We start from the raw sequence: 19,714 nt of genomic DNA, 5'->3' as shown, positions 1-19,714 counted from the left end.
TTTTATATAAACTGTGCATATAAACGCTCTGATCTCGCTTCTTGATTTTCGCTTCTCGGCTCTTTCTCGCCTATGCTACCTTAGCTATATACTTGGCCAGGCACTTCTTCACCACAGGCAACAAGGTTTGCTCAAGCGGAAAGGTAACCGAACTTTCAACATAGTAAACAGCCGGGTTGGGCATGTGTTTATATCGGTAAATGAGGTCGCTTTTTATCAATTCGGGTGTGTTAACAAGGTTTTGTTCGTAAATATCAACAAAGCGGGTGTTTATACTGCGGTATTCATCGTCTTTAGCTTCAAAAAGCGTTATCTGGTACTCGTAAACCCAATTACCTTTTTCGTTGCCATTACGCAGCGAAAAATAGCCATAATTGGGCATTAGTGGTATAACGCCTACAGGGTCAATAAAAAGGTTGCTTTCAACAAAATTATAAATCTCTTTACCGGTTTTAATGGCAGGGTCCATTTTGTATATCGCATAAGCAATAATTTGCTCAATCTCCCGCATCGAGCTATCGTCTTCAACTATTTTTTGGTAGGTAAGTTTAACAGCATCAATATTGGCCTGAGTTAACCGCTGCGGAAAGGCCTGCTGAAGGTTGGTTTTGTTTTGCTTAAAACTTAGCAAATTGTTGTAATGATATATCAAATCGCTAAGGTTGGGGTACAAGTGCTTGCGGTTAAAATGCTGGTTAATTTCCTGCAAATAATCAAGCAGTACATATTTTTTGTGCTCAAAGTCAACATAGCCCTCTATAAACCAATTAATTCCTAACGATTTCATTTTTGAAGTCCCTTTCGGGAGATCAAATTACAAAAAAAAAGCCACTTTTGTAAATGCCCAAAGGAACGCTCTATTTAATTCCGGTTCCGCTTGCCGAAAACGCAGCGGCAAAATCATTTACTCCCTACCTGGTTGACACTATTAATGCTATTACCGAATACATTGTGGAGAATGAAAAAACGGCCCGCAAATTTTTAAAGGAAGCCGGACTAAAAACACCGCAAAGCGCACTGCTTATACATGATTATGGCAAACACAACCGCAGCAATGGCCTGGCCTATTTTTTTGCAGGTTTAGAAGGCGGTAAAGATGTTGGCTTAATGAGCGAGGCCGGCTGCCCCGGCGTTGCCGACCCAGGATCGGAAATTGTGGCCGAGGCACACAAACGCGGCATAAAAGTAGTGCCGCTTGTTGGTCCAAGTTCTATTTTGCTTGCGCTGATGGCATCGGGCTTTAACGGGCAAAGCTTTACCTTTAACGGTTATTTACCTATTGATAAGGTGGAACGCAGTAAACGTGTAAAGGCTTTAGAACTATTGGCCGAACGTAACGACCAAACACAGATATTTATTGAAACGCCTTTCCGTAATAACTCCATGCTCGAAGAGGTTTTAAAAAGCTGTAACCCTAAAACTAAACTTTGTATAGCGTGTGATGTTACAGCCGAGAGCGAGTTTATTAAAACAATGAGCGTTGAAGGCTGGCGCAAACAAGTGCCCGATTTGCATAAACGGCCAACTATATTTTTAATATTTCATCCCTGATTTTGATGAAAATACCTGCCGAACATACTTCTGTTTTAATTATTGGTGCGGGCCCGTCGGGTTTAATGATGGCCGCTCAGTTGTTGCGTAACGGCATTCAGCCTGTAATTATCGATAGTAAAAAAGGGCCTACCGAGCAGTCAAAGGCCTTGGCAGTACAAGCTCGCTCGCTCGAAATTTACAGGCAATTGGGTGTTGTTGACCGTGTTTTACACGACGGAAAAAAAGCCGGTGGTGTATTGCTAAATCAGGATGGCCAAAGGGTAGCTTCGCTTTTGTTGGATGATATGGGCGAGCCGCAAACTTTGTATCCTTATATCCTGATGTATGAGCAAAGTAAAAACGAACGTTTGCTTTTAGATTACCTAACCCAAAATTGTTGCCCTGTTTATTGGGATACAGCGTTAATATCATTTAGGCAAAAAGAAAGCCGCTTTGAGGTTTTGTTAAAAACAGGAGCTGACCAATTATACATCACCTGCGACTGGCTAATTGGCGCCGACGGCGCACATAGCACCGTACGCAAAGAGCTGGAAATTAGTTTTAAAGGCGATACTTACGCAAACGAGTTTTATTTGGCCGATGTAACACTGGCCAATTTAAACGATAGCAACCTGCATTTACATTTATCAAAGCAAGGCTTCGCCGCTTTTTTCCCGATGCCGGAAGAGAATAGGTACAGGATTGTAGGCAGTTTATCGCCACAGTTATTGGCCAAACAAAATTTAACCATTGATGATGTAAGGCCGCATTTAAGTGGCGTTGTTAGAAAACCGGTTAACATAACAGAAGCGCATTGGTTTACTACCTACCGCTTGCACCACCGTATGGCCCAAAGGTTTAGGGCGCAACGTGCCTTTTTAATTGGCGATGCGGCACATATTCATTCGCCGGTGGGTGGGCAGGGCATGAATACCGGCTTGCAGGATGCTTATAACTTAGCATGGAAATTAGCCGGTGTTATTAACCTGCAATATAACGCTGTAATATTAGATAGTTATGCTGCCGAGCGGATGCCCGTTGCAAAAGGTTTGTTAAAAACTACCGATAGGGCATTTACTTTTATTGTATCGGATGGGTTTTTGAACCAAATTATAAAAAAATGGGTATTGCCGGGCATTATCAGGAAACTTTGGAGCAGCCCTAAATTAAGGCAGGCGTTTTTTAAGCGCATATCGCAAACTCACATTAGCTATGCCGAAAGCAAAATAAACCTGCACCTAAGCCAGGGAACTAAAATTATAGCCGGCGACAGGCTGCCCTGCCTTAAAGTTTACGACGAGAAAAAGCAAATTGATACCGACCTGCACGAATGGTGTGCTAAACCTGGCTTTACCTTTATTGCCATAGGCAAGCAAACCGAAGATGAGCTTTTTAGGCTGGCTAAATGGATAACACAAAACTACCCAAACATTCTTAATTTTTTTTATTTGCCACCAACCCAAAAAAACCGGCACGTGTTTGATGCTTTTGAAATGGGTGCCAGCCAACAAAAAACCCTTATTGTACGCCCTGATATGTATATCGGCTTCATTAACGATTCGGTTGATGTGGCTAAGATTGATAATTATTTAATAACTGTGGCAGGAGTGGTGAAGGTAGTTTAGTTACATCCCGAATGTGGCTTAAATTACCGCGATTTAACAATATCGAAATTTCGGGTATAGGCATCATGTATCCCATATAAAATCCCCGCCGAGGCAAAATATGTTTTAAATATGCTTATTTTATCGTCACAAAAATCACCTATCTTCATTTTTTCGGGACGGATTTTGATCTGTTTGCATTCAAAACAAATCTCAATGTAAGCAAATATTTTGCCTTCCGCATTAATAAAAACAATGGCATTGCGCGGTTCATAACATTTATAACCAGCGTAAGGATATTTATTGGCTTTGCGTTCGCCAATATTATAAAGTATGTCGGTTAATTTGTTTATCTGTACTTTATCTAATAGCTTACTTTCAATAAATTGAGAAGTATCTGCTTTGTAGTCATCAAAAGGGTATTTCCAATATTTTATTTTTTTTAGAGGTTCCTGTTCAGCGCTATCAACGTCGTATACGTATACCAGCACGTTACGTGCGCTCATGCCAATAAAAGAAACCAATTCAACTTTCGTGGCCTTATTAAACGGATAAAATTTCAACCGCTGCACTGCCGAATAAGTATTGCGATGAACACACCCTGCCTTGTATTGCTCCACTTTAGTTTCAGCTTCGGTCAGAATATGATAGCGCAGGCGCGATGTTTTAGTTTGACCTAAAGCCGAGAATAACGACAGTAAGAAAGCTAAGAGTAGTATTGGCCTTTTGCGCATAATTATTGGTTTGGTCCATATAAATCTACACAAAAAATAGCATGATCTATGAACCATCAACTATGAACAAAATACTTACCCGTGTATCGTTTCCTTCTTCCCGTAATTTTTTACCACATCGGCTTCGTAAGCTAAAAAATCTTTCCATCGGGCATCTACATCAATATCGCCACAGTGTTTTTTGGCGAGGTTAATAAACATGGCATAATGGCCGGCTTCGCTAACCATTAATTCGTGGTAAAAGTTCTTCGTCGTTAATGTTTTCGGATAATACCTTAAAGCGTTCGCAGCTCCGGGCCTCTATCATGGCCGAAAAGAGTAGCCTGTCAACCATTTGGCTTTGGCGCGTGCCGCCATGCTTTAAAAACCTAAATAGTTGCCCAACATAATCGTCTTTTCGCTCCTTGCCTAATTGGTATCCACGGGCAATGATGATGTCGTGTACGCGTTTAAAGTGGTCCATTTCTTCCTGCACAAGCATGGCCATTTCCTGCACCAGGTCGGGATAGTTAGGGTTTTGTATGATGAGCGTAATAGCATTGCTGGCTGCTTTTTGCTCACAGTAAGCATGGTCTGTTAATATTTCTTCAATATTGCTTTCTACCACATTTTTTACCCAAAGTGGGTCGGTAGGTAACTGTAGTTTAAGGATAGTTTTCTCGCTCACAATGGCAAAGATAGGAGTTAGATGGGAAGTGCGGAAGATTATGCCTGAGTTAGATTCGACAACTTTTTAAAAGTTGTCGAATCTTTAGTACAGCCACCAATGTTTAATACGTTTACCTGTACAAACCTTTGCCCTCAATAAATTTTAAAACCGGGTCGGGAACAAAAAACTGCACGTTTTTTTTAGCAGCTATTGATTTACGGATAAATGTGGCCGATAGCTCCATTAAAGGTGTCATGGTGATGTGTACGGAGGGGTGCGAGGCCAGGTCGGTATTTTCGTACCCTGGGCGCGGGTAAACATAAATCTGGTAATCGCGCAAAATAAGTTTATAGTTTTTCCATTTATGGAGAGATACCAAATTGTCCGATCCCATAATAATGGCAAACTCATGCTGCGGGTATTTCTCCTTGAGCAGGGTTAGTGTGTCAATGGTGTAGGATGGCTGTGGCAGCTTTAATTCGATGTCGCTAACGCTAAGGTTGTCGCTGTTATCGGTAGCAAGGCGGGCCATTTCAAGCCTGTCGTAAGTGTTAATCAGGTCGCCGTATTTTTTTAATGGGTTTTGTGGCGATACTACCAGCCAAACTTTATCAAGGTCGGTGTGGTTGGCCATATAGTTGGCAATAATTAAATGGCCTATATGTATGGGGTTAAATGAACCAAATAATAAACCGATTTTCATTTTTAATTATTGGTGCGCTATGTTTTTAAAAAATCAGTTACTAATTGTTTTGCTTCGTTACAAGCCGTTTCAAGATCGTAATTTTTAAGGATTATATCAAATTGCGGAGCGTAATTGAGTTCTTTTTCGGCTTTAACAAACCTTTCGGCCAATTTTTCGGCGGTATCGGTGCCTCTTCCGGTTAAACGTTCCTTCAAAACTTCAAGCGAAGGGGGTTGTACAAAAATAGCCAGGGCGTGCTCCTCATATTTGCGTTTAAGGTGCAGGCCGCCTTCTACATCAATATCAAATATTACGTGTTTGCCTTTATCCCAAATGCGTTGTATCTCCGAGCGTAGCGTTCCGTAAAATGTGCCCGAATAAACTTCCTCAAATTCAACAAATTGTTTTTTGGCTATGCGGTGCAAAAACTCCTCGTTGCTTATAAAATAGTAGTCAATTCCCTGGCGCTCATCGCCCCTTGGCTTGCGCGTAGTTGCCGAAATGGAAAACTCAAGCTCGGGAACAACACCCAGCAAATGATGTACAATGGTTGTTTTACCGGCCCCTGATGGTGCAGAAAATATGATGAGTTTACCTTGGGTCATTAGTCAGTTATGGGGGTTATTTGTTATTAAGTTACTGAGTTATTATCGAAAAACGCCTGATAATTCAATAACGAATAACTTATTAACTATAAAACATTCAATAGTTGTTCTTTAATTTTTTCGAGCTCTTCTTTCATGCCAACTACCAGTTTTTGTATGTTGGCATCGTTGGCTTTTGAGCCCAGGGTATTAATTTCTCGCCCAATCTCTTGCGAAATAAACCCTAATTTTTTACCATTGGCATCGGCATTTTTTAAGGTTTCGATAAAATAATCGCAATGTGCTGTGAGGCGTACTTTTTCTTCTGTAATATCCAGCTTATCAATAAAATAAATAAGCTCCTGTTCAAAACGGTTTTGATCCAGGTTTTCGCGGCCAACGCTTTCGGTTAAAAAGGTGTTTAGCCTTTCGCGGATAACGGGTACACGCTTTGGCTCTTCTACCTCAACCTTTTTAAGGTTGCCCATTATGGTGTTTATGCGTTCTTTAATGTCTTGCTCAAGCACGTTGCCTTCGTCGGCCCTAAATTGCTGAAACGCGGCGATAGCTTTTTGGAAAGTTTGCTCTACAATTTTCCATTCCTCGTCAGATACCGTTTCCTCGCCATATTTAACCACTTCGGGTAAGCCCAGAGCCAGTTGTAAAAGGTTTGAGGTAGGTTCGCCTAAGTCGTTACTTACGGCTTTTAATTGTTCGTAATAATGCTTTAGTAAAACGGTATCAATACCGGCAGCCTTAACCTGCTGGCTAACCTGCTCAATGTTGATGGATAAGCTAACCTTGCCGCGCTCTATCTGTTTGCTGCAATCGTTACGTAACTGAAATTCTTTGTCGGAAAACGAACGTGGAATTCTGAGCGTTAATTCAAGAAATTTGCTGTTCAGGGATTTAATTTCAACAGTATATTTTGTACTTCCCGAATCGTAAGTGGCCAGTCCATACCCTGTCATGGATTTTATCATGTGCAAAGATAGAAATTTATTCAGGATAGCTAAATACTCAGCAATGTGATATTTAACAAGCTTTTAACAATTTTTGAGTGTAAAATACTTAATTTTGCTTGCTTGAATAATTATAATTATAAAAATCGCTCAAAATTTTACGCATATTTTATTGCGGCAATACTGTGTTGCAGTAGTCTGTTAGCTCATGCGCAACGGCAGGAGTTTGTGCTAAAAGGAGTTGCTTTTAAAGATGGAACCACACAACGCTTGGCCAGAGTGCTGGTTGCTAACCTTACCGATGGCGGCATAACTACTACCGACGAACTGGGTACTTTTCAATTGAAATGCGCTTTGGGCGATAGCCTGTTATTTCGCCAAAAAGATTTCTCGGATAAAAAGATAGCCGTTAACACGCAAAATACTGTTATGGTTTATATGCAAGCCAATATTAGCCTCAGCGAGGTTAATATTAAAGGGCTTAATAAAAGGCAGGAACTACAGCAGGTAATGAATGAGTATAATAGCCAGGGCATTTATAATAAAGGAAAGCCATCGGTTGCGTCGGCAATTTTAAACCCGCTAAATGGTCTTTACGATTTGTTTGGATCGGGCCCAAAGCAAGCCAGACATTTTAAGCAGTTTGCCGAGCACGATTTGCAACAAACCGAAGTTAACCGCCGCTTTACCAAAAACCTGGTGCAGCGCATAACCGGCTTGCAGGATAGCGCCAAAGTGCAAACGTTTATATTGGCCTACAAGCCATCGTACGAGGATATTAAGGCCTGGAACGATTATGATTTAATCAATTACGTTAAAAGGTCGTTTACTGATTTTGAGAAAAATGGCGAGCAGCCACCACCTGCTTTACCAAGCCTTACTGCACCACAAGCAAAACCCGTTAAAAAAGAAAACTAATGATGCTTGCTTAATTTAAACTTTACGGTTGTTTTAAGTTAATGATGAGTTTGCTTGCTTGTGTCCCACTTTTTTAAGCCCGAAAACAAATACCGGTATATCAGCAGGCTTAAAGCCACTATTATTAAAATTGATTTTTAAAGTAACCAAGGCTATTCAACCAAAAGTACATTGGCCACTTTGCGCGCTCCTTGGCGATCCCATTTTTTGTTGTCGCATGGGTAATTTACAATACCATTATCGGTTTGTTTATTTATCCACATCGTGGTTGATCCGCCTCCATCAAGGTTAATACCATCGGTGGTTTTTAACCATTTCAATAGTTTTGCTAGTTCGTATAAATTTACGCCGCCGGCATTTGTGTTGCGCCCGTCGATGGTAATCAGTAATATGTGTTTTTTGGTTATAGCAACTGCGGTACGCGGATGGCGCATTTTTATAAGCGATGTAGTGTCCAATACCTGTATGTTATTATCGTATACCAGTAAGGGGCCGGTGTCCATTATGTCGCCGTTAAGGTGGCTTTCCCAATCGTTTGTGCCGTCCCATTTGGCTATGCTAACTGTACCATTGTTAAACAATAAAGCCGACTTTTGATGCACAGCCCTAACACCCGCTTTATTAAACTTATTCGGACTTATAATTTCTCCGTTAACCCTTATCAAATCAACAGCACCGCCGTTTTTAACATCAAAAAAGCTTCCGTTAATAGCCGCAACAGCGTTTGCCAGTGTAGCAAAGTCGCTCACTAATTTTAACTCTTGCTTTTGGTATCCCAGTGCCAGTTTTACTTTTTTATGCCTGTCTATCTCCAGGATATTAATATTTTGGTTGGTATCAAACAGGTTTTTATTAAACCAATAGTGTTTCCATTTTACGCCGGGTGCTATTTTATGTGTTTCCCATTTAGCTTTAACAAAAGTTATTGAATCCGTTTGCGCTTGGGCAGAAAACGCCATTAATAATACTACTAAAAAAGCTGTGCTGTTTTTAAACATATTTTTAATGTTTAACGTAAAAATAGCCTAATAAATTTATTACAAAAGTGTGGCCATGTGTTTTTTTGTTGAGCCCCTTGTGTGCTATATTATTTGTTTAAGACAAATTGCGGTACCATTAAAAAGCATTGTTAGTGCAATGGTTTACCTTAAAAACAAATTAAATATTAAATTTGGAAAACATATAAGTTTAACCGGTTGGTAATTCAACAATGGCTGTGATAAATAGTATATGTTTGTTAATGCTTTTAAGTGCTTTTTAATCCTGATATAATTTAAAAAATTGCTATGCCTTTGGTACAAAAAGCACTCGCCTTGTTTAAAAATGTGCACTTTCAATCGTTGTTAGGTAACGGGGTTATGGCCGGGCTTGGGATGGTGACAATAGGGATGCTATACAGGGCACTATCAATAAACGATATTGGGGTTTATGTGTTTTTTATGACTATTAACAACCTGATTGATACCTTAAAATCGGGCTTTTTAACAATGCCTTTTGTTAAATTTTATGCAGGTACTAATGAGGAGCGCCAAAACGAAGTAGCCGGTTCAACCTGGACCTTGGCCATATTAGTTACCGCAGTATTGCTTTTACTTAATATCCCAACCTTTTTTATTGCCCGGCATGTTGACGACGCCGCTATAGAGCTTTTATTAAAATGCTTTTCGTTGGTTTTTTTATCCACGCTGCCATCGTTTATGGCCAATGTTGTTGTACAGGCCGAAAGCCGGTTTGACAGGCTGTTGTGGTTGCGTTTAATAAACCAGCTATTGTTTATTGCAACTATTGTTGTTTTAATGGTTTTACATAGGGCCACAGTGTCATCGGCAATTATAGCTTTTATTGCCACCAATGCTTTAACCAGTGTAATTATAATGCTAACCGGGTGGACAAAGGCATACTCCATAAAGTACACAACAAAAAAAACCATTGCCGAAATATTTCATTTTGGTAAATACAGCATGGGCACCAGTTTAAGCTCTAACCTGTTTGGCGTTACCGATACCATTTTTATTAAGATTTTTTTAGGTGCGCCGGCACTGGCAATATACAACCTTGGCGGTAGGCTAAACCAAATTGTTGAAATACCGATGTTGAGTTTTGCAGCATCCGGAATGCCTGCTTTATCGGCCTATTATAACCAAAACCAAAAGGACAATTTAATGTATACCATGAAAAAGTTAATTGGTATGCTATCCATCGCAATTTTTGCTATTGCAATTGTGGCTATTATTTTTGCCGACCCTATAATTTTGTTACTTGGAGGCCATAAGTACATAGGCTCGCAGGCGCCAAACATTTTTAGGTTATTTATAAGCATTGCCATTTTATATCCATCCGACAGGTTTTTTGCTTTAACGCTTGATGTTATTCACAAACCCAAAATAAATTTTTATAAAATATTGGTGATGCTGGCCGTAAATTTAATTGCCGATTATATTGCTATAAGCATTTGCAAATCTACCTATTCTATTATAATGGCTAATATTTTCCCAGTGCTGGCAGCCATTATCATAGCTTATATTCCGCTAAATAAGTATTCCAAATTTAATTTTTGGTCTATTTATAGTGTTGGATACAAAGAGATTGTTATATTTATAAAGCAAACCTATGGCACTTTTGTTACTAAAAAGGCGGCTGCTAAAGGTTGATAGTTATACAATTAAGCAAGTATAATAACACTGTGCCGGCAGGGGCTATTGTTAACCCGGTATGCAAGCCTTAAATGGTATTACTGGCAGCTAAAAAGCTTAACAAGCATTCAATAAAAATATAATATATAGTAAAATGTTCAACACAGTTACTTTGCTAATTACCCATTACAACAGAAGTAAATCGTTGCAGCGTTTGTTGCAAGCTTTTGTTGACCAGAAAATAGAGTTTGCAGGCATCGTAGTGTCTGACGATTGTAGCTCTGCAGCTCACTTAGATTATTTAAATGAGTTGAAGGACCTGTTTAATTTCACCTTGGTAACCACACCTAAAAATGGTGGGTTGGGTAACAATATTAATAAAGGGCTTGACGTGATTACAACGCCCTATATATTATACGTACAAGAAGACTTTGATCCGTTACCGGGATACGCAACACACCTGCAGGATGCCATCGACATTATGGAAGAGAGGCCCGAAATGGATATAACCCGTTTTTACGCTTATTTTAAATATCCGTATTTAAAACCTTTTAGAAAGGGTTTTTCGGAAATGATTTTTAAAATATGGTATCCGGGTTACCGTAAATTCCATGCATACAGCGATCATCCGCATTTGCGACGCAGCACCTTTACCCAAAAATTTGGGCGTTATGCCGAAGGGCTCAATGTTGAACGTACCGAGTTTTTAATGGTAATATCGTTTTTGAAAAACAAAGGAAAAGGAATGTTTTACGAGGACCATAAAGGCTTGTTTGAACAGATAAACACATCGGTTGAACCAAGCACTATGGAACGTAAGGGTTTAAAACACCTTGATAACCCAATAATGTGGGCCGCAAAAGCGCTTTACCGTAATGTTGTGCACACTATAAAGGTTTTAAGTTAAAGAGTACGCTGTAGCATTATAATGTGGCTATCGTGAGCAAAACTATAGCCACATTATAAATATTATAGCTTTTGCGATAACTGTTTTAAATAGCGTATACCGCGTTGCCACAAACTGCCTTTGCGGTACTTTAAAAAATATTTGATGGCTTGGTATGCTGCCGGGTCCTCAATTACTTCTGCGGGGAACCGGGTTACGGGTTGTTTAGATATTTGTACCTTATAAATGTCTTCGTTATTGGAGTGTATTCCACTACCATCGTTACCAATGTTTTCGATGAGTGACTTTGCCGGATTGAGCGTTAAGCCATCCCGCAGAAATACGGATGCGTACCAGCGTATTGCCCACGAATTGTTTTTGCCTTTTTTAAATTCCTGTATTTGTTTCCAAAAATTCATGTTGCCCTCAATAGAGAACTTTAATATTTTGGCTGTATCAAACTGAGCGATTAGTTTGTTTACATCGGGCTCAAAATACTTCCATGCCCTATCCCAGGTGGCCCATCCCCAGCTTGAGGCGGCGCGGTAAAAAAAAGTTTCGGGAAGAATGGCAGCTTCTTTAAGCGGATACATGTAAGCGCCAATATGCATCACCTTATCATTCTGCATATATTTGTCTAACGCCTCGTTAAAATAATTTAAGGTATATGGCGATGTAAGCAAATCGTCTTCAAAAACTATTACCTTACCATATTCGTTTACAAGCTGGGTAACACCGGCAATTACCGAATTGGCAAGCCCCAGGTTATCCTTCCGCTTAATAATTTTTATCGACTTAAAACCATCTGCCTGTTTAATTATATCCCTAACCTCTTCAACTTTTGCAGCATCGGTTGCCGTTTTAGCAGCGTCCGAAAAGATATATAACCGCGATTCATCGGCAAGTTGATTGTTTTTTAAGTAAACCAACGTGCGGCGTGTGTGCTCGGGCCGGTTATATACAAACAAGGCAATGGGCGCTAAATGCTGCATCCTGATTTATGCTATGTAAAACTCTTATTTTTTACCGTTTAAGTTAATCGAAATTGCCATTGCGGAACGGCAGCCTGAAGTAACTTAACCAGCGATTGCATTTATATTTAATTTTTCTAAAAAAATCGGGATGGTCGTTCCTTGTAAAAGCAATTTTTGTAGTCCCGGTTTCGCTGCTGATGGGTTTAGGCGTAGGTCGTTTTTCGATAACCAATACACTATCGTAATAATGAAGTGAGTTTACCGATTTGGTGAACGAGTTAACCTGAAACGATTTCTGCCTTGAATGATAGGCATGCAAATAATCAATAAAGTTTTTTGAGTATTCTATAAAAGTTCCGTGCCTTTTATAACCTCCGCCCCAATCCATCCAGTACGATGTGTGCAAATCTTCGCATAAGTAAATTCCGTCGGATTTTACATGATCGAAGAGCTCTTCAAACGTTACAATTTGCTGTAGCATAGTATGTCCTCCGTCGTCGATTAAAATATCAATAGGCGGAATTTCGCTTTTTACCTTTTTTAAAAAATCACGATCTGATTGCGAGCCGATCATAATCTTGATATTCTCTTCTTCAACTTCTTTGCAGTTAGGGTTAATATCTATCCCATATATTTTAGCCTTTGGACCGAAATAATCTTTCCACATCTGTAAACTTCCGCCATGAAAGGTTCCTATTTCCAATATTACAATATCCTTGCCCCGGTATTTGCTAAAATGCCTGTCGTACACGTCAAAATATTGACTCCATTTGTTTATTACTCTACCCGTATTGTTATTGAAGTAGTTTTGCAGATCATTCATTTGCTGGTTGATATATTAGTTTACCTATGTTTTCTAATTCGTTGAGTTTTCAATACTATTACTTATAATTTTATTTAAAGTATTGATGTTGTTTACGATGTTATAATTTTTAGTGATGTGTTGTCTGCCCGCGTTTCCTAATTTTACCGCGGTTTCCACAGACGATGCCAAAATTATCATTTTTTCGGCCATATTCTCTATATCAAATTCGTTCACCAAATATCCGGTTACATTATTAATTACTGCTTCCTTTATTCCGGCGTGTAATGTGCTCACAACCGGCAATCCTGATGAACTCGCTTCCAAAATTGCCAGCGGTGTACCTTCCATGTCCCCGCTTGGTGGTGTTACAGAGTGTTGCACAAAACAACGGGTATTTTGCATTAACTCTCTAATTTGTATAGCATTTAAAACGCCCGCAAGTGTTACCTTATCGTTAAGGTTCAATTGGGTTATCAAGTTTTTTGCATCTTCAAATAATGGGCCATCGCCTACCATTACCAGCTTGGCCTCGGAGATCTTTTTTGAAACTAAATTAAAAGCTTTTACGAGAGATAGAGGCGATTTTTTTTCGACAAACCGACCAACCGATAAAAAAACCGATTCCGTTTTGGCGATGTTTACTTGTGAAAATGCAGTAGTGTCAATTCCGTAAGGGCATAAAATTACTTTATGCGGTGATGCGCCTAATTTTATTAAAGCGTTGGCCATATCCTGCGATACGGCGATAAGCGCGCTGGCGTAATTGAAAGCTCTTTTGTAGGATTGAAGGTATTTCGCTACTGTTTCCCGGTGGTGAACATCGGCTCCGTGAAAATGGACTACCAACGGGATTTTAGCGGCTTCGCATGATTCGGCCACCATAGCACCTACCATGCCATATTCGGCCAGTACTACATCAATGTTGTTGCTTTTTAAATAAGCAGTTAATGCTTTGTTGCGCACTTGGATACGTTGCCTTTTTAATATTCTTTTTTGAATGAGGTAGCTTAAAATACCGAGTTTTGATTTAATCAAAAATTTACCCTCATCGTCATAAACCGGAAAAGCACCACCATATAATACCTTTTTATTTCCCGCCAAATAATCAATATGCTTTTGAATGAACGTTTCAGAAAAAGCGCTTTTATTGGGTTTTATAATACAAAGGTTGTAATTATCCATTTTCTCTCCGGCTGCAAATATGTTGAAGTAATTTAGAACTTGTCGGCATCTGCTTTCCCTAAGTTCCCGTTTAGGCCGTCCTGTACGGCGGCAGCCAGTTTCTTATATTCGTTTTGTTTTGAACCTACTATACTTAAAAATTTTAGCCAACTCATGAATAGAAATTTATTGATACTAAATACCCATGGCCGTTTGGTAGCATTCAGTTGGTAAAAGTATGTTCCGTTACGGGTAAAATAGTAGGTTCTGTAATTCCATAAGTCGAGATGAATAGAATGCAAAAATCTTCTTTTATAATTAACCTGGAATGAATGGTCGATATCGGTAATTACACTGCCCGATATGAGCCATATTTTACCACCGCCTGCGGTAACACGATAGGTGTATTCGGCATCATCAAAATAGAGGTAAAATTTTTCATCGGGATAACCAATTTTATCAATCATATCCTTATGCAAAAAAAAGCCACCGTATGAGGCTAGTGGTATTTCAACCCGCTTTTTAAATTTTTGATACTTTTTAAATTTATCGGCCAATTTTCTAAACTTGATATACGGCCTCAAAAAGGTAAAATTTAGAAAATTATCGGGCACTAAATAATACCGGTACGGGCTTGCGCCCTTGGCCATGTGAATGTGGTGTATCCTATCGGTACGTAGGCTGAACAGGGCTGTTTTATCCGGTTCTGCACCCAGCTCATCCCAATTATTTAACAAGGCATCAAGCCCGACTTCCGATGGCAGGTTATCATCGTCTAGCAGCCAAATAAAGTCGGTATTAAGCGTGTGCGCAAATTCGAGGCCTTTTTTATATCCGCCGGTTGAGCCTAAGTTTTCGGCACAGTCAAGCACAATAACCCGGTCATCGCCTAATTCAAGGGCTTTGTTTTTAACATTGTAGGGCGATGCATTGTTTACAACAACTACATGGCTTGTGTTATCAAAACTTAATAAACGTAGTATAACCTGCTTTAATAAGTGCCATCTATTTTCGTAGGTAACAGTAACTGCACAAACTTTATGTTGTATTTTTGGCCTATACATTTCGCGAAAATAAAACATATTTTACAAACCCCTGCATTTAACTTCCCCGATGGGTATTATACAACAACAAACAATAAAAGGTACTATATATTCATATTTAGGCGTTTTAATAGGCGTTATTTCTATCAATGTGCTGCAGCCACACGCTTTGACCACCGAACAGGTGGGCCTTACCGGGATGCTGCTTACCTCATCGGCTTTGTTTGCCAAATTTGCAACATTAGGATTTAGCGGCACCTCAAGGTATTTCCCGTATTTTAGAGATAACGAAGCGAAACATAACGGGTACCTGTTTTTGTATAGTGCTGTATCTTTTGTTGGTATATTGATCTTTATCGGGATAGCGTACTATTTTAAGGATGACATCATCAGTGCAAAATCGCAAAAGGGAACTTTATTCAACCAATATTACTGGTATTTAATACCACTCATAATTTTCTCGGTGTATTTTGATGTGTTTGATTTATACGCGCGGGTATTATACAATGCAATTTCGGGAAGGATATTGAGGGAATTTACCAAGCGATTGTTTATCCTGATGGCTATATTACTGGTTTATTTTAAGTTTATCAGTTTTGGCGTATTTATGGTATTGTGGTTATTGGCCAACATAGTGCCAACAGTTATATTAGCAGGGAGGCTCGTTATTAATAAGGAGTTTTTCTTTAGCCCGAATTTGAAATTCCTGGATAAAGACATGCGCCGGAAGCTTACCAGTATCAGCTTATTGGGAATATTAACGGGTTCTTCGCCATTGATTGTAGATAATATTGATAAATACGTGATCAATCAAAAATTTGGATTGGGTGAAACCGGCGTATACACCATAGCCGTTTACTTCGCAACGGTTATTGCACTACCTGCACGTTCGCTTTATAGTATTGCCACAACCGTGATTTCAGAGTCGTTTAAATCGGGCGACTTTAAGAATATAAAAATGGTGTACGAGAAAAGCTGTATTAACCAATTAATCGCATCGCTTTTTTTGCTAGTGGCGATATGGGCCAATGTCAATAATATATTCTCGTTCCTTCCGGCGAGTTATTTAACCGGCAAGTACGTTGTGTTGTATATTGGCATCGGCTATTTAATAGATTCGGCTACCGGAATAAACGGTGTGATACTAAACGCTTCAAAATACTATAAATACGATGGCTATTTTTACCTGCTCCTGATAGGTGTTACCGTAGGCGGAAACCTATTATTGATACCGCTACTTGGGATAGCCGGAGCAGCGGTTGCGGCAGGTATTTCGCTATTGTCGTTCAATCTGTTTAGGTACATATTCATTTACAAGGTGTTTAAAATGCAGCCTTTCACCATCAAAAACCTTTATGCTTTATTTGTTGGAATAGCTGTATACTTTTTATCAGTATACCTTATCCCACAAGGGAAAAATTACATTATCGATAGCATTATACGTACATCGTTTATTACCCTGTTGTACTGGACAATAATCTATTATTTAAAAGTATCAGACGATATTAACCTGTTGTTAAGGGGGTATATCATCAAGCTAAAAAATAAGGCATAAAAAAAGCCATTTTAAAAATGGCCTAAGTTTTTGATATAGAGATTATTTGTTAAATGGCTACGGCGAATAATTTCTGCACTTCTTTAGCTGTAAGAATTCTATTATAAATACGTACGTCGTCAAGCGCACCTCTAAAAAAATGCCCGCCTGCAGGTATACTTATCTCATCGCGCCCAATATACATTGATGCACTTATTGCAGCATTTGGTGATGGGAAATTAGAGGTAACGTTGTCTAAAACACCATCTACATATATTGTGAGTTGTTTATTGGTATTATTAAAAACACTGGTTATCATGTGCCATTGGTTGCTTACAACAGTACGGCCACCTACAGCCATTACACTTGTTGAGCCGGGGCCGAAGGTTACTAAACCGGTTGTTCCACCTATACCGCAGGTCCATCCATTATCATTCCCGGTAATATGTTTGCTTAATATGTTATAGCCCGAAGCATTATAATCTACTTTAACCCATGCGCTTACTGTAAAATCGGTATTATTTAACCGTAAAGAGGCATTATCATTTACCGCCATATAACTGCTTAACCCATCAAAATAAAAAGCCGAGTTTGCTTTTCCAAACCTGTTTGCGGCAGGTGTCATGTTTGAATAGTAAGCTACATCGTTCCCTTTTCCGGATGAATCGGCGCCGCTGTTATTGAGTGGGTAATAGGCTATTAAGCCTATTCGTAGGCTATCAACAACTGTGGTAGGAGTTGGCGTGGGAGTAGGATCGTCGCCATGGTTTTTACAGGATGTTAGCGAGCTTAGGCCACACATCACTAATAATACGCAGGACAGCGAATGAGTTATATTTTTCATGAGATAGGGTTTTATTATTTCAAAGATATAATATTATCACAATTGGGCAAAAAAATAGAGGCAAACTTGTGCTTGCCTCTATCCTATTTATAAATAAATATATTTTTTATTGCGAAGTGAACTTTTTGGCGTTAATGCGGCGTTCACCTTCGTTTAAGTAAATTTTACGTAAACGCATTGCAACCGGTGTTATCTCGATGTACTCATCGGCCTGGATGTACTCCATAGCTTCTTCTAACGAGAACTTGATTGCAGGTGCTATACGCACGTTGGTATCGCTACCTGATGCACGCATGTTGGTTAATTGCTTGCCTTTGGTTAAGTTAATAACCAAATCGTTATCGCGGATGTGTTCGCCTAATATCTGGCCTTCGTAAATATCTGCTCCCGGATCGATGTGGAAACGGCCACGGTCTTGCAGTTTATCTATCGCAAAAGCTGTAGTTTTACCGCTATCCATTGATACCAATACACCATTTAAACGGCCAGGGATTGGGCCTTTCCAGGGCTCGTAAGCTTTAAAGCGGTGGGCCATAATAGCTTCGCCACCTGTAGCGGTTAATACGTTGTTACGTAAACCGATGATGCCACGTGCAGGGATATCAAACTCCAGGTGTTGTAAGTCGCCTTTAGGCTCCATTATCAACAAATCGCCTTTACGTTGTGTAACCAATTCAATTACCTTACCGGCAACTTCGCCCGGTACATCAACTATAAGGGTTTCAACCGGCTCACATTTAACACCGTCAATTTCTTTAACAATAACCTGTGGCTGGCCAACCTGTAATTCGTAACCTTCCCGACGCATGGTTTCGATCAATACCGATAAATGGAGAATACCACGGCCATAAACCAGGTATGAATCCGGCGATTCGGTTTCAACAACCTTTAATGCCAAATTCTTTTCCATCTCTTTGTACAAACGATCGCGCAGGTGGCGTGATGTAACAAATTTACCTTCTTTACCAAAAAACGGAGAGTTGTTAATGGTGAACAACATGTTCATGGTAGGTTCGTCAATTTTGATAACCGCTAGTTGTTCTGGTTTTTCAAAATCGGCAATGGTATCGCCAATATCAAAGCCATCAATACCAACAACGGCGCAAATATCACCGCTGCTAACTTCGGTAGCTTTAACCTTACCTAAGCCCTCAAAAGTGTAAAGCTCTTTAATGCGGGTTTTCATGATGGTGCCATCGCGTTTTACTAACGATACCGGCATGTTTTCTTTAATGGTGCCACGGGCTACACGGCCAATTGCTATACGGCCTACGAAAGATGAATAATCTAACGAAGTGATTTGCATTTGCAATGTACCTTCTTGTATAGGTGCAGGCGGAATATTTTCCAGAATGCAATCCATCAAAGGGAAAATATTATCGGTAGGTACTTTCCAATCTGTACTCATCCAACCTTGTTTTGACGAACCGTAGATAACCGGGAAATCCAGTTGGTCTTCGGTAGCTTCAAGGTTGAAAAATAATTCAAAAATTTGTTCGTAAACTTCTTCGGGGCGGCAATTCTCTTTATCAACCTTGTTTACAACAACAATTGGTTTTAAACCTAAAGCCAAAGCCTTTTGTGTTACAAAACGGGTTTGAGGCATGGCGCCTTCAAAGGCATCGCAAAGTAGCAAAACACCATCGGCCATTTTTAATACACGCTCAACCTCGCCACCAAAATCGGCGTGACCAGGGGTATCAATAATGTTGATTTTAACGTCTTTATATCTAACCGAAACGTTTTTTGATACGATGGTTATACCTCGCTCGCGTTCCAGGTCATTATTGTCCAATATCAACTCGCCTGTTTCCTGGTTGTCGCGGAAAATTGAGCAGGCGTGTAAAATTTTATCAACCAAGGTAGTTTTACCGTGGTCAACGTGTGCTATAATAGCAATGTTTCTTATTTTTTGCATTGAAATGCGTCCTTAATTTTGGCGCAAAGGTAGCAATAATATATCGCATTTTTACTATTGCGCAATAATGTTAATGCTTGATTCAATTGAATTTAACCTTGTTTGGTGTAAGCGAATTGTAAAAAACATAGAAGTGTTAGATGAACAGCCAAGCCCTAAGCAAAAAAAATCGCCTGCAATAAAGCACACGATATAATTATAAACGGACTAAAAAATGCAGGTAGCTTTTAACACCTGAGCATTGTGT

The 19,714-nt window shown here is 39.6% G+C and carries 18 protein-coding genes and 1 pseudogene; 6 read left to right on the top strand and 13 right to left on the bottom strand.

Going from position 1 to position 19,714, the window contains the following annotated elements; translation table 11 throughout:
- Positions 1-70: 70 nt before the first annotated feature.
- Complete coding sequence (locus BDD43_RS04900; protein ID WP_121196690.1) at positions 71-787, bottom strand: hypothetical protein; 717 nt, start codon at positions 785-787, stop codon at positions 71-73.
- Positions 788-840: 53 nt separating this feature from the next.
- Between BDD43_RS04900 and BDD43_RS04895 the strand changes: the two genes are divergently transcribed.
- Together BDD43_RS04895 and BDD43_RS04890 are read left to right on the top strand one after the other, a co-directional pair.
- Positions 841-1,551, top strand: coding sequence for an SAM-dependent methyltransferase (locus BDD43_RS04895; RefSeq protein ID WP_121196689.1), 711 nt, complete (start codon positions 841-843; stop codon positions 1,549-1,551).
- 5 nt (positions 1,552-1,556) lie between these two features.
- The gene (locus tag BDD43_RS04890) at positions 1,557-3,158 is read left to right on the top strand and encodes an FAD-dependent monooxygenase (RefSeq protein WP_121196688.1); all 1,602 of its coding nucleotides are present in this window, start codon (positions 1,557-1,559) and stop codon (positions 3,156-3,158) included.
- Positions 3,159-3,181: 23 nt separating this feature from the next.
- On the opposite strand, the gene BDD43_RS04885 is transcribed toward BDD43_RS04890, so the two are convergent.
- From BDD43_RS04885 to BDD43_RS04865, 5 genes and pseudogenes are all read right to left on the bottom strand, one after another.
- Entirely contained in the window at positions 3,182-3,871 is a 690-nt protein-coding gene (locus tag BDD43_RS04885; protein ID WP_121196687.1) for a hypothetical protein, read from the bottom strand.
- A gap of 75 nt (positions 3,872-3,946) precedes the next feature.
- Positions 3,947-4,478: pseudogene (gene miaE, locus BDD43_RS04880) on the bottom strand (tRNA isopentenyl-2-thiomethyl-A-37 hydroxylase MiaE).
- Positions 4,479-4,650: 172 nt separating this feature from the next.
- On the bottom strand, positions 4,651-5,223 hold the full coding sequence (gene nadD / locus BDD43_RS04875; RefSeq protein ID WP_121196686.1) for a nicotinate (nicotinamide) nucleotide adenylyltransferase: 573 nt from the start codon (positions 5,221-5,223) through the stop codon (positions 4,651-4,653).
- A 17-nt stretch (positions 5,224-5,240) separates the two neighbouring features.
- Positions 5,241-5,810, bottom strand: a complete 570-nt coding sequence (gene gmk / locus BDD43_RS04870; RefSeq protein ID WP_121196685.1) for a guanylate kinase — start codon at positions 5,808-5,810, stop codon at positions 5,241-5,243.
- 86 nt (positions 5,811-5,896) lie between these two features.
- Positions 5,897-6,772: a YicC/YloC family endoribonuclease gene (locus tag BDD43_RS04865; RefSeq protein ID WP_246001461.1), complete on the bottom strand. Its 876-nt coding sequence runs from the start codon at positions 6,770-6,772 to the stop codon at positions 5,897-5,899.
- A gap of 102 nt (positions 6,773-6,874) precedes the next feature.
- Between BDD43_RS04865 and BDD43_RS04860 the strand changes: the two genes are divergently transcribed.
- Positions 6,875-7,669 carry a hypothetical protein gene (locus tag BDD43_RS04860; RefSeq protein WP_147425575.1) on the top strand — a complete coding sequence of 265 codons (795 nt, stop codon included), beginning with the start codon at positions 6,875-6,877 and terminating at the stop codon, positions 7,667-7,669.
- A 152-nt stretch (positions 7,670-7,821) separates the two neighbouring features.
- On the opposite strand, the gene BDD43_RS04855 is transcribed toward BDD43_RS04860, so the two are convergent.
- A complete protein-coding gene (locus tag BDD43_RS04855) occupies positions 7,822-8,667 on the bottom strand; it encodes a phosphodiester glycosidase family protein (RefSeq protein ID WP_121196682.1) in 846 nt (281 codons plus the stop codon).
- Positions 8,668-8,955: 288 nt separating this feature from the next.
- Here BDD43_RS04855 and BDD43_RS04850 point away from each other — a divergent pair, with 288 nt between their 5' ends.
- Both BDD43_RS04850 and BDD43_RS04845 read left to right on the top strand, forming a co-directional pair.
- Positions 8,956-10,320, top strand: a complete 1,365-nt coding sequence (locus BDD43_RS04850) for an oligosaccharide flippase family protein (RefSeq protein ID WP_121196681.1) — start codon at positions 8,956-8,958, stop codon at positions 10,318-10,320.
- Positions 10,321-10,456: 136 nt separating this feature from the next.
- Positions 10,457-11,209, top strand: a complete 753-nt coding sequence (locus BDD43_RS04845) for a glycosyltransferase (protein WP_121196680.1) — start codon at positions 10,457-10,459, stop codon at positions 11,207-11,209.
- 62 nt (positions 11,210-11,271) lie between these two features.
- Here BDD43_RS04845 and BDD43_RS04840 read toward each other — a convergent pair whose 3' ends face one another.
- From BDD43_RS04840 to BDD43_RS04825, 4 genes are read right to left on the bottom strand one after another with little or no spacing between them, the layout of a single operon-like run.
- Positions 11,272-12,180, bottom strand: coding sequence for a glycosyltransferase (locus BDD43_RS04840; RefSeq protein WP_121196679.1), 909 nt, complete (start codon positions 12,178-12,180; stop codon positions 11,272-11,274).
- A 43-nt stretch (positions 12,181-12,223) separates the two neighbouring features.
- Positions 12,224-12,985 carry a class I SAM-dependent methyltransferase gene (locus tag BDD43_RS04835; RefSeq protein WP_121196678.1) on the bottom strand — a complete coding sequence of 254 codons (762 nt, stop codon included), beginning with the start codon at positions 12,983-12,985 and terminating at the stop codon, positions 12,224-12,226.
- A 33-nt stretch (positions 12,986-13,018) separates the two neighbouring features.
- Positions 13,019-14,149: a glycosyltransferase family 4 protein gene (locus BDD43_RS04830; RefSeq protein ID WP_121196677.1), complete on the bottom strand. Its 1,131-nt coding sequence runs from the start codon at positions 14,147-14,149 to the stop codon at positions 13,019-13,021.
- A 32-nt stretch (positions 14,150-14,181) separates the two neighbouring features.
- The gene (locus tag BDD43_RS04825) at positions 14,182-15,192 is read right to left on the bottom strand and encodes a glycosyltransferase (RefSeq protein WP_162846985.1); all 1,011 of its coding nucleotides are present in this window, start codon (positions 15,190-15,192) and stop codon (positions 14,182-14,184) included.
- A 49-nt stretch (positions 15,193-15,241) separates the two neighbouring features.
- On the opposite strand from BDD43_RS04825, the gene BDD43_RS04820 reads away from it, so the two are divergent.
- Entirely contained in the window at positions 15,242-16,726 is a 1,485-nt protein-coding gene (locus BDD43_RS04820) for a lipopolysaccharide biosynthesis protein (protein WP_121196675.1), read from the top strand.
- Between the two features lie 49 nt (positions 16,727-16,775).
- Here BDD43_RS04820 and BDD43_RS31170 read toward each other — a convergent pair whose 3' ends face one another.
- Together BDD43_RS31170 and typA are read right to left on the bottom strand one after the other, a co-directional pair.
- Positions 16,776-17,549: a LamG domain-containing protein gene (locus BDD43_RS31170; protein WP_162846984.1), complete on the bottom strand. Its 774-nt coding sequence runs from the start codon at positions 17,547-17,549 to the stop codon at positions 16,776-16,778.
- A 106-nt stretch (positions 17,550-17,655) separates the two neighbouring features.
- Positions 17,656-19,467: a translational GTPase TypA gene (gene typA, locus BDD43_RS04810; RefSeq protein ID WP_121196674.1), complete on the bottom strand. Its 1,812-nt coding sequence runs from the start codon at positions 19,465-19,467 to the stop codon at positions 17,656-17,658.
- Positions 19,468-19,714 lie beyond the last annotated feature (247 nt).

The sequence above is a fragment of the Mucilaginibacter gracilis genome (assembly GCF_003633615.1).
Lineage (GTDB): Bacteria > Bacteroidota > Bacteroidia > Sphingobacteriales > Sphingobacteriaceae > Mucilaginibacter > Mucilaginibacter gracilis.
This window is presented reverse-complemented; position numbering and strand designations above follow the sequence as displayed.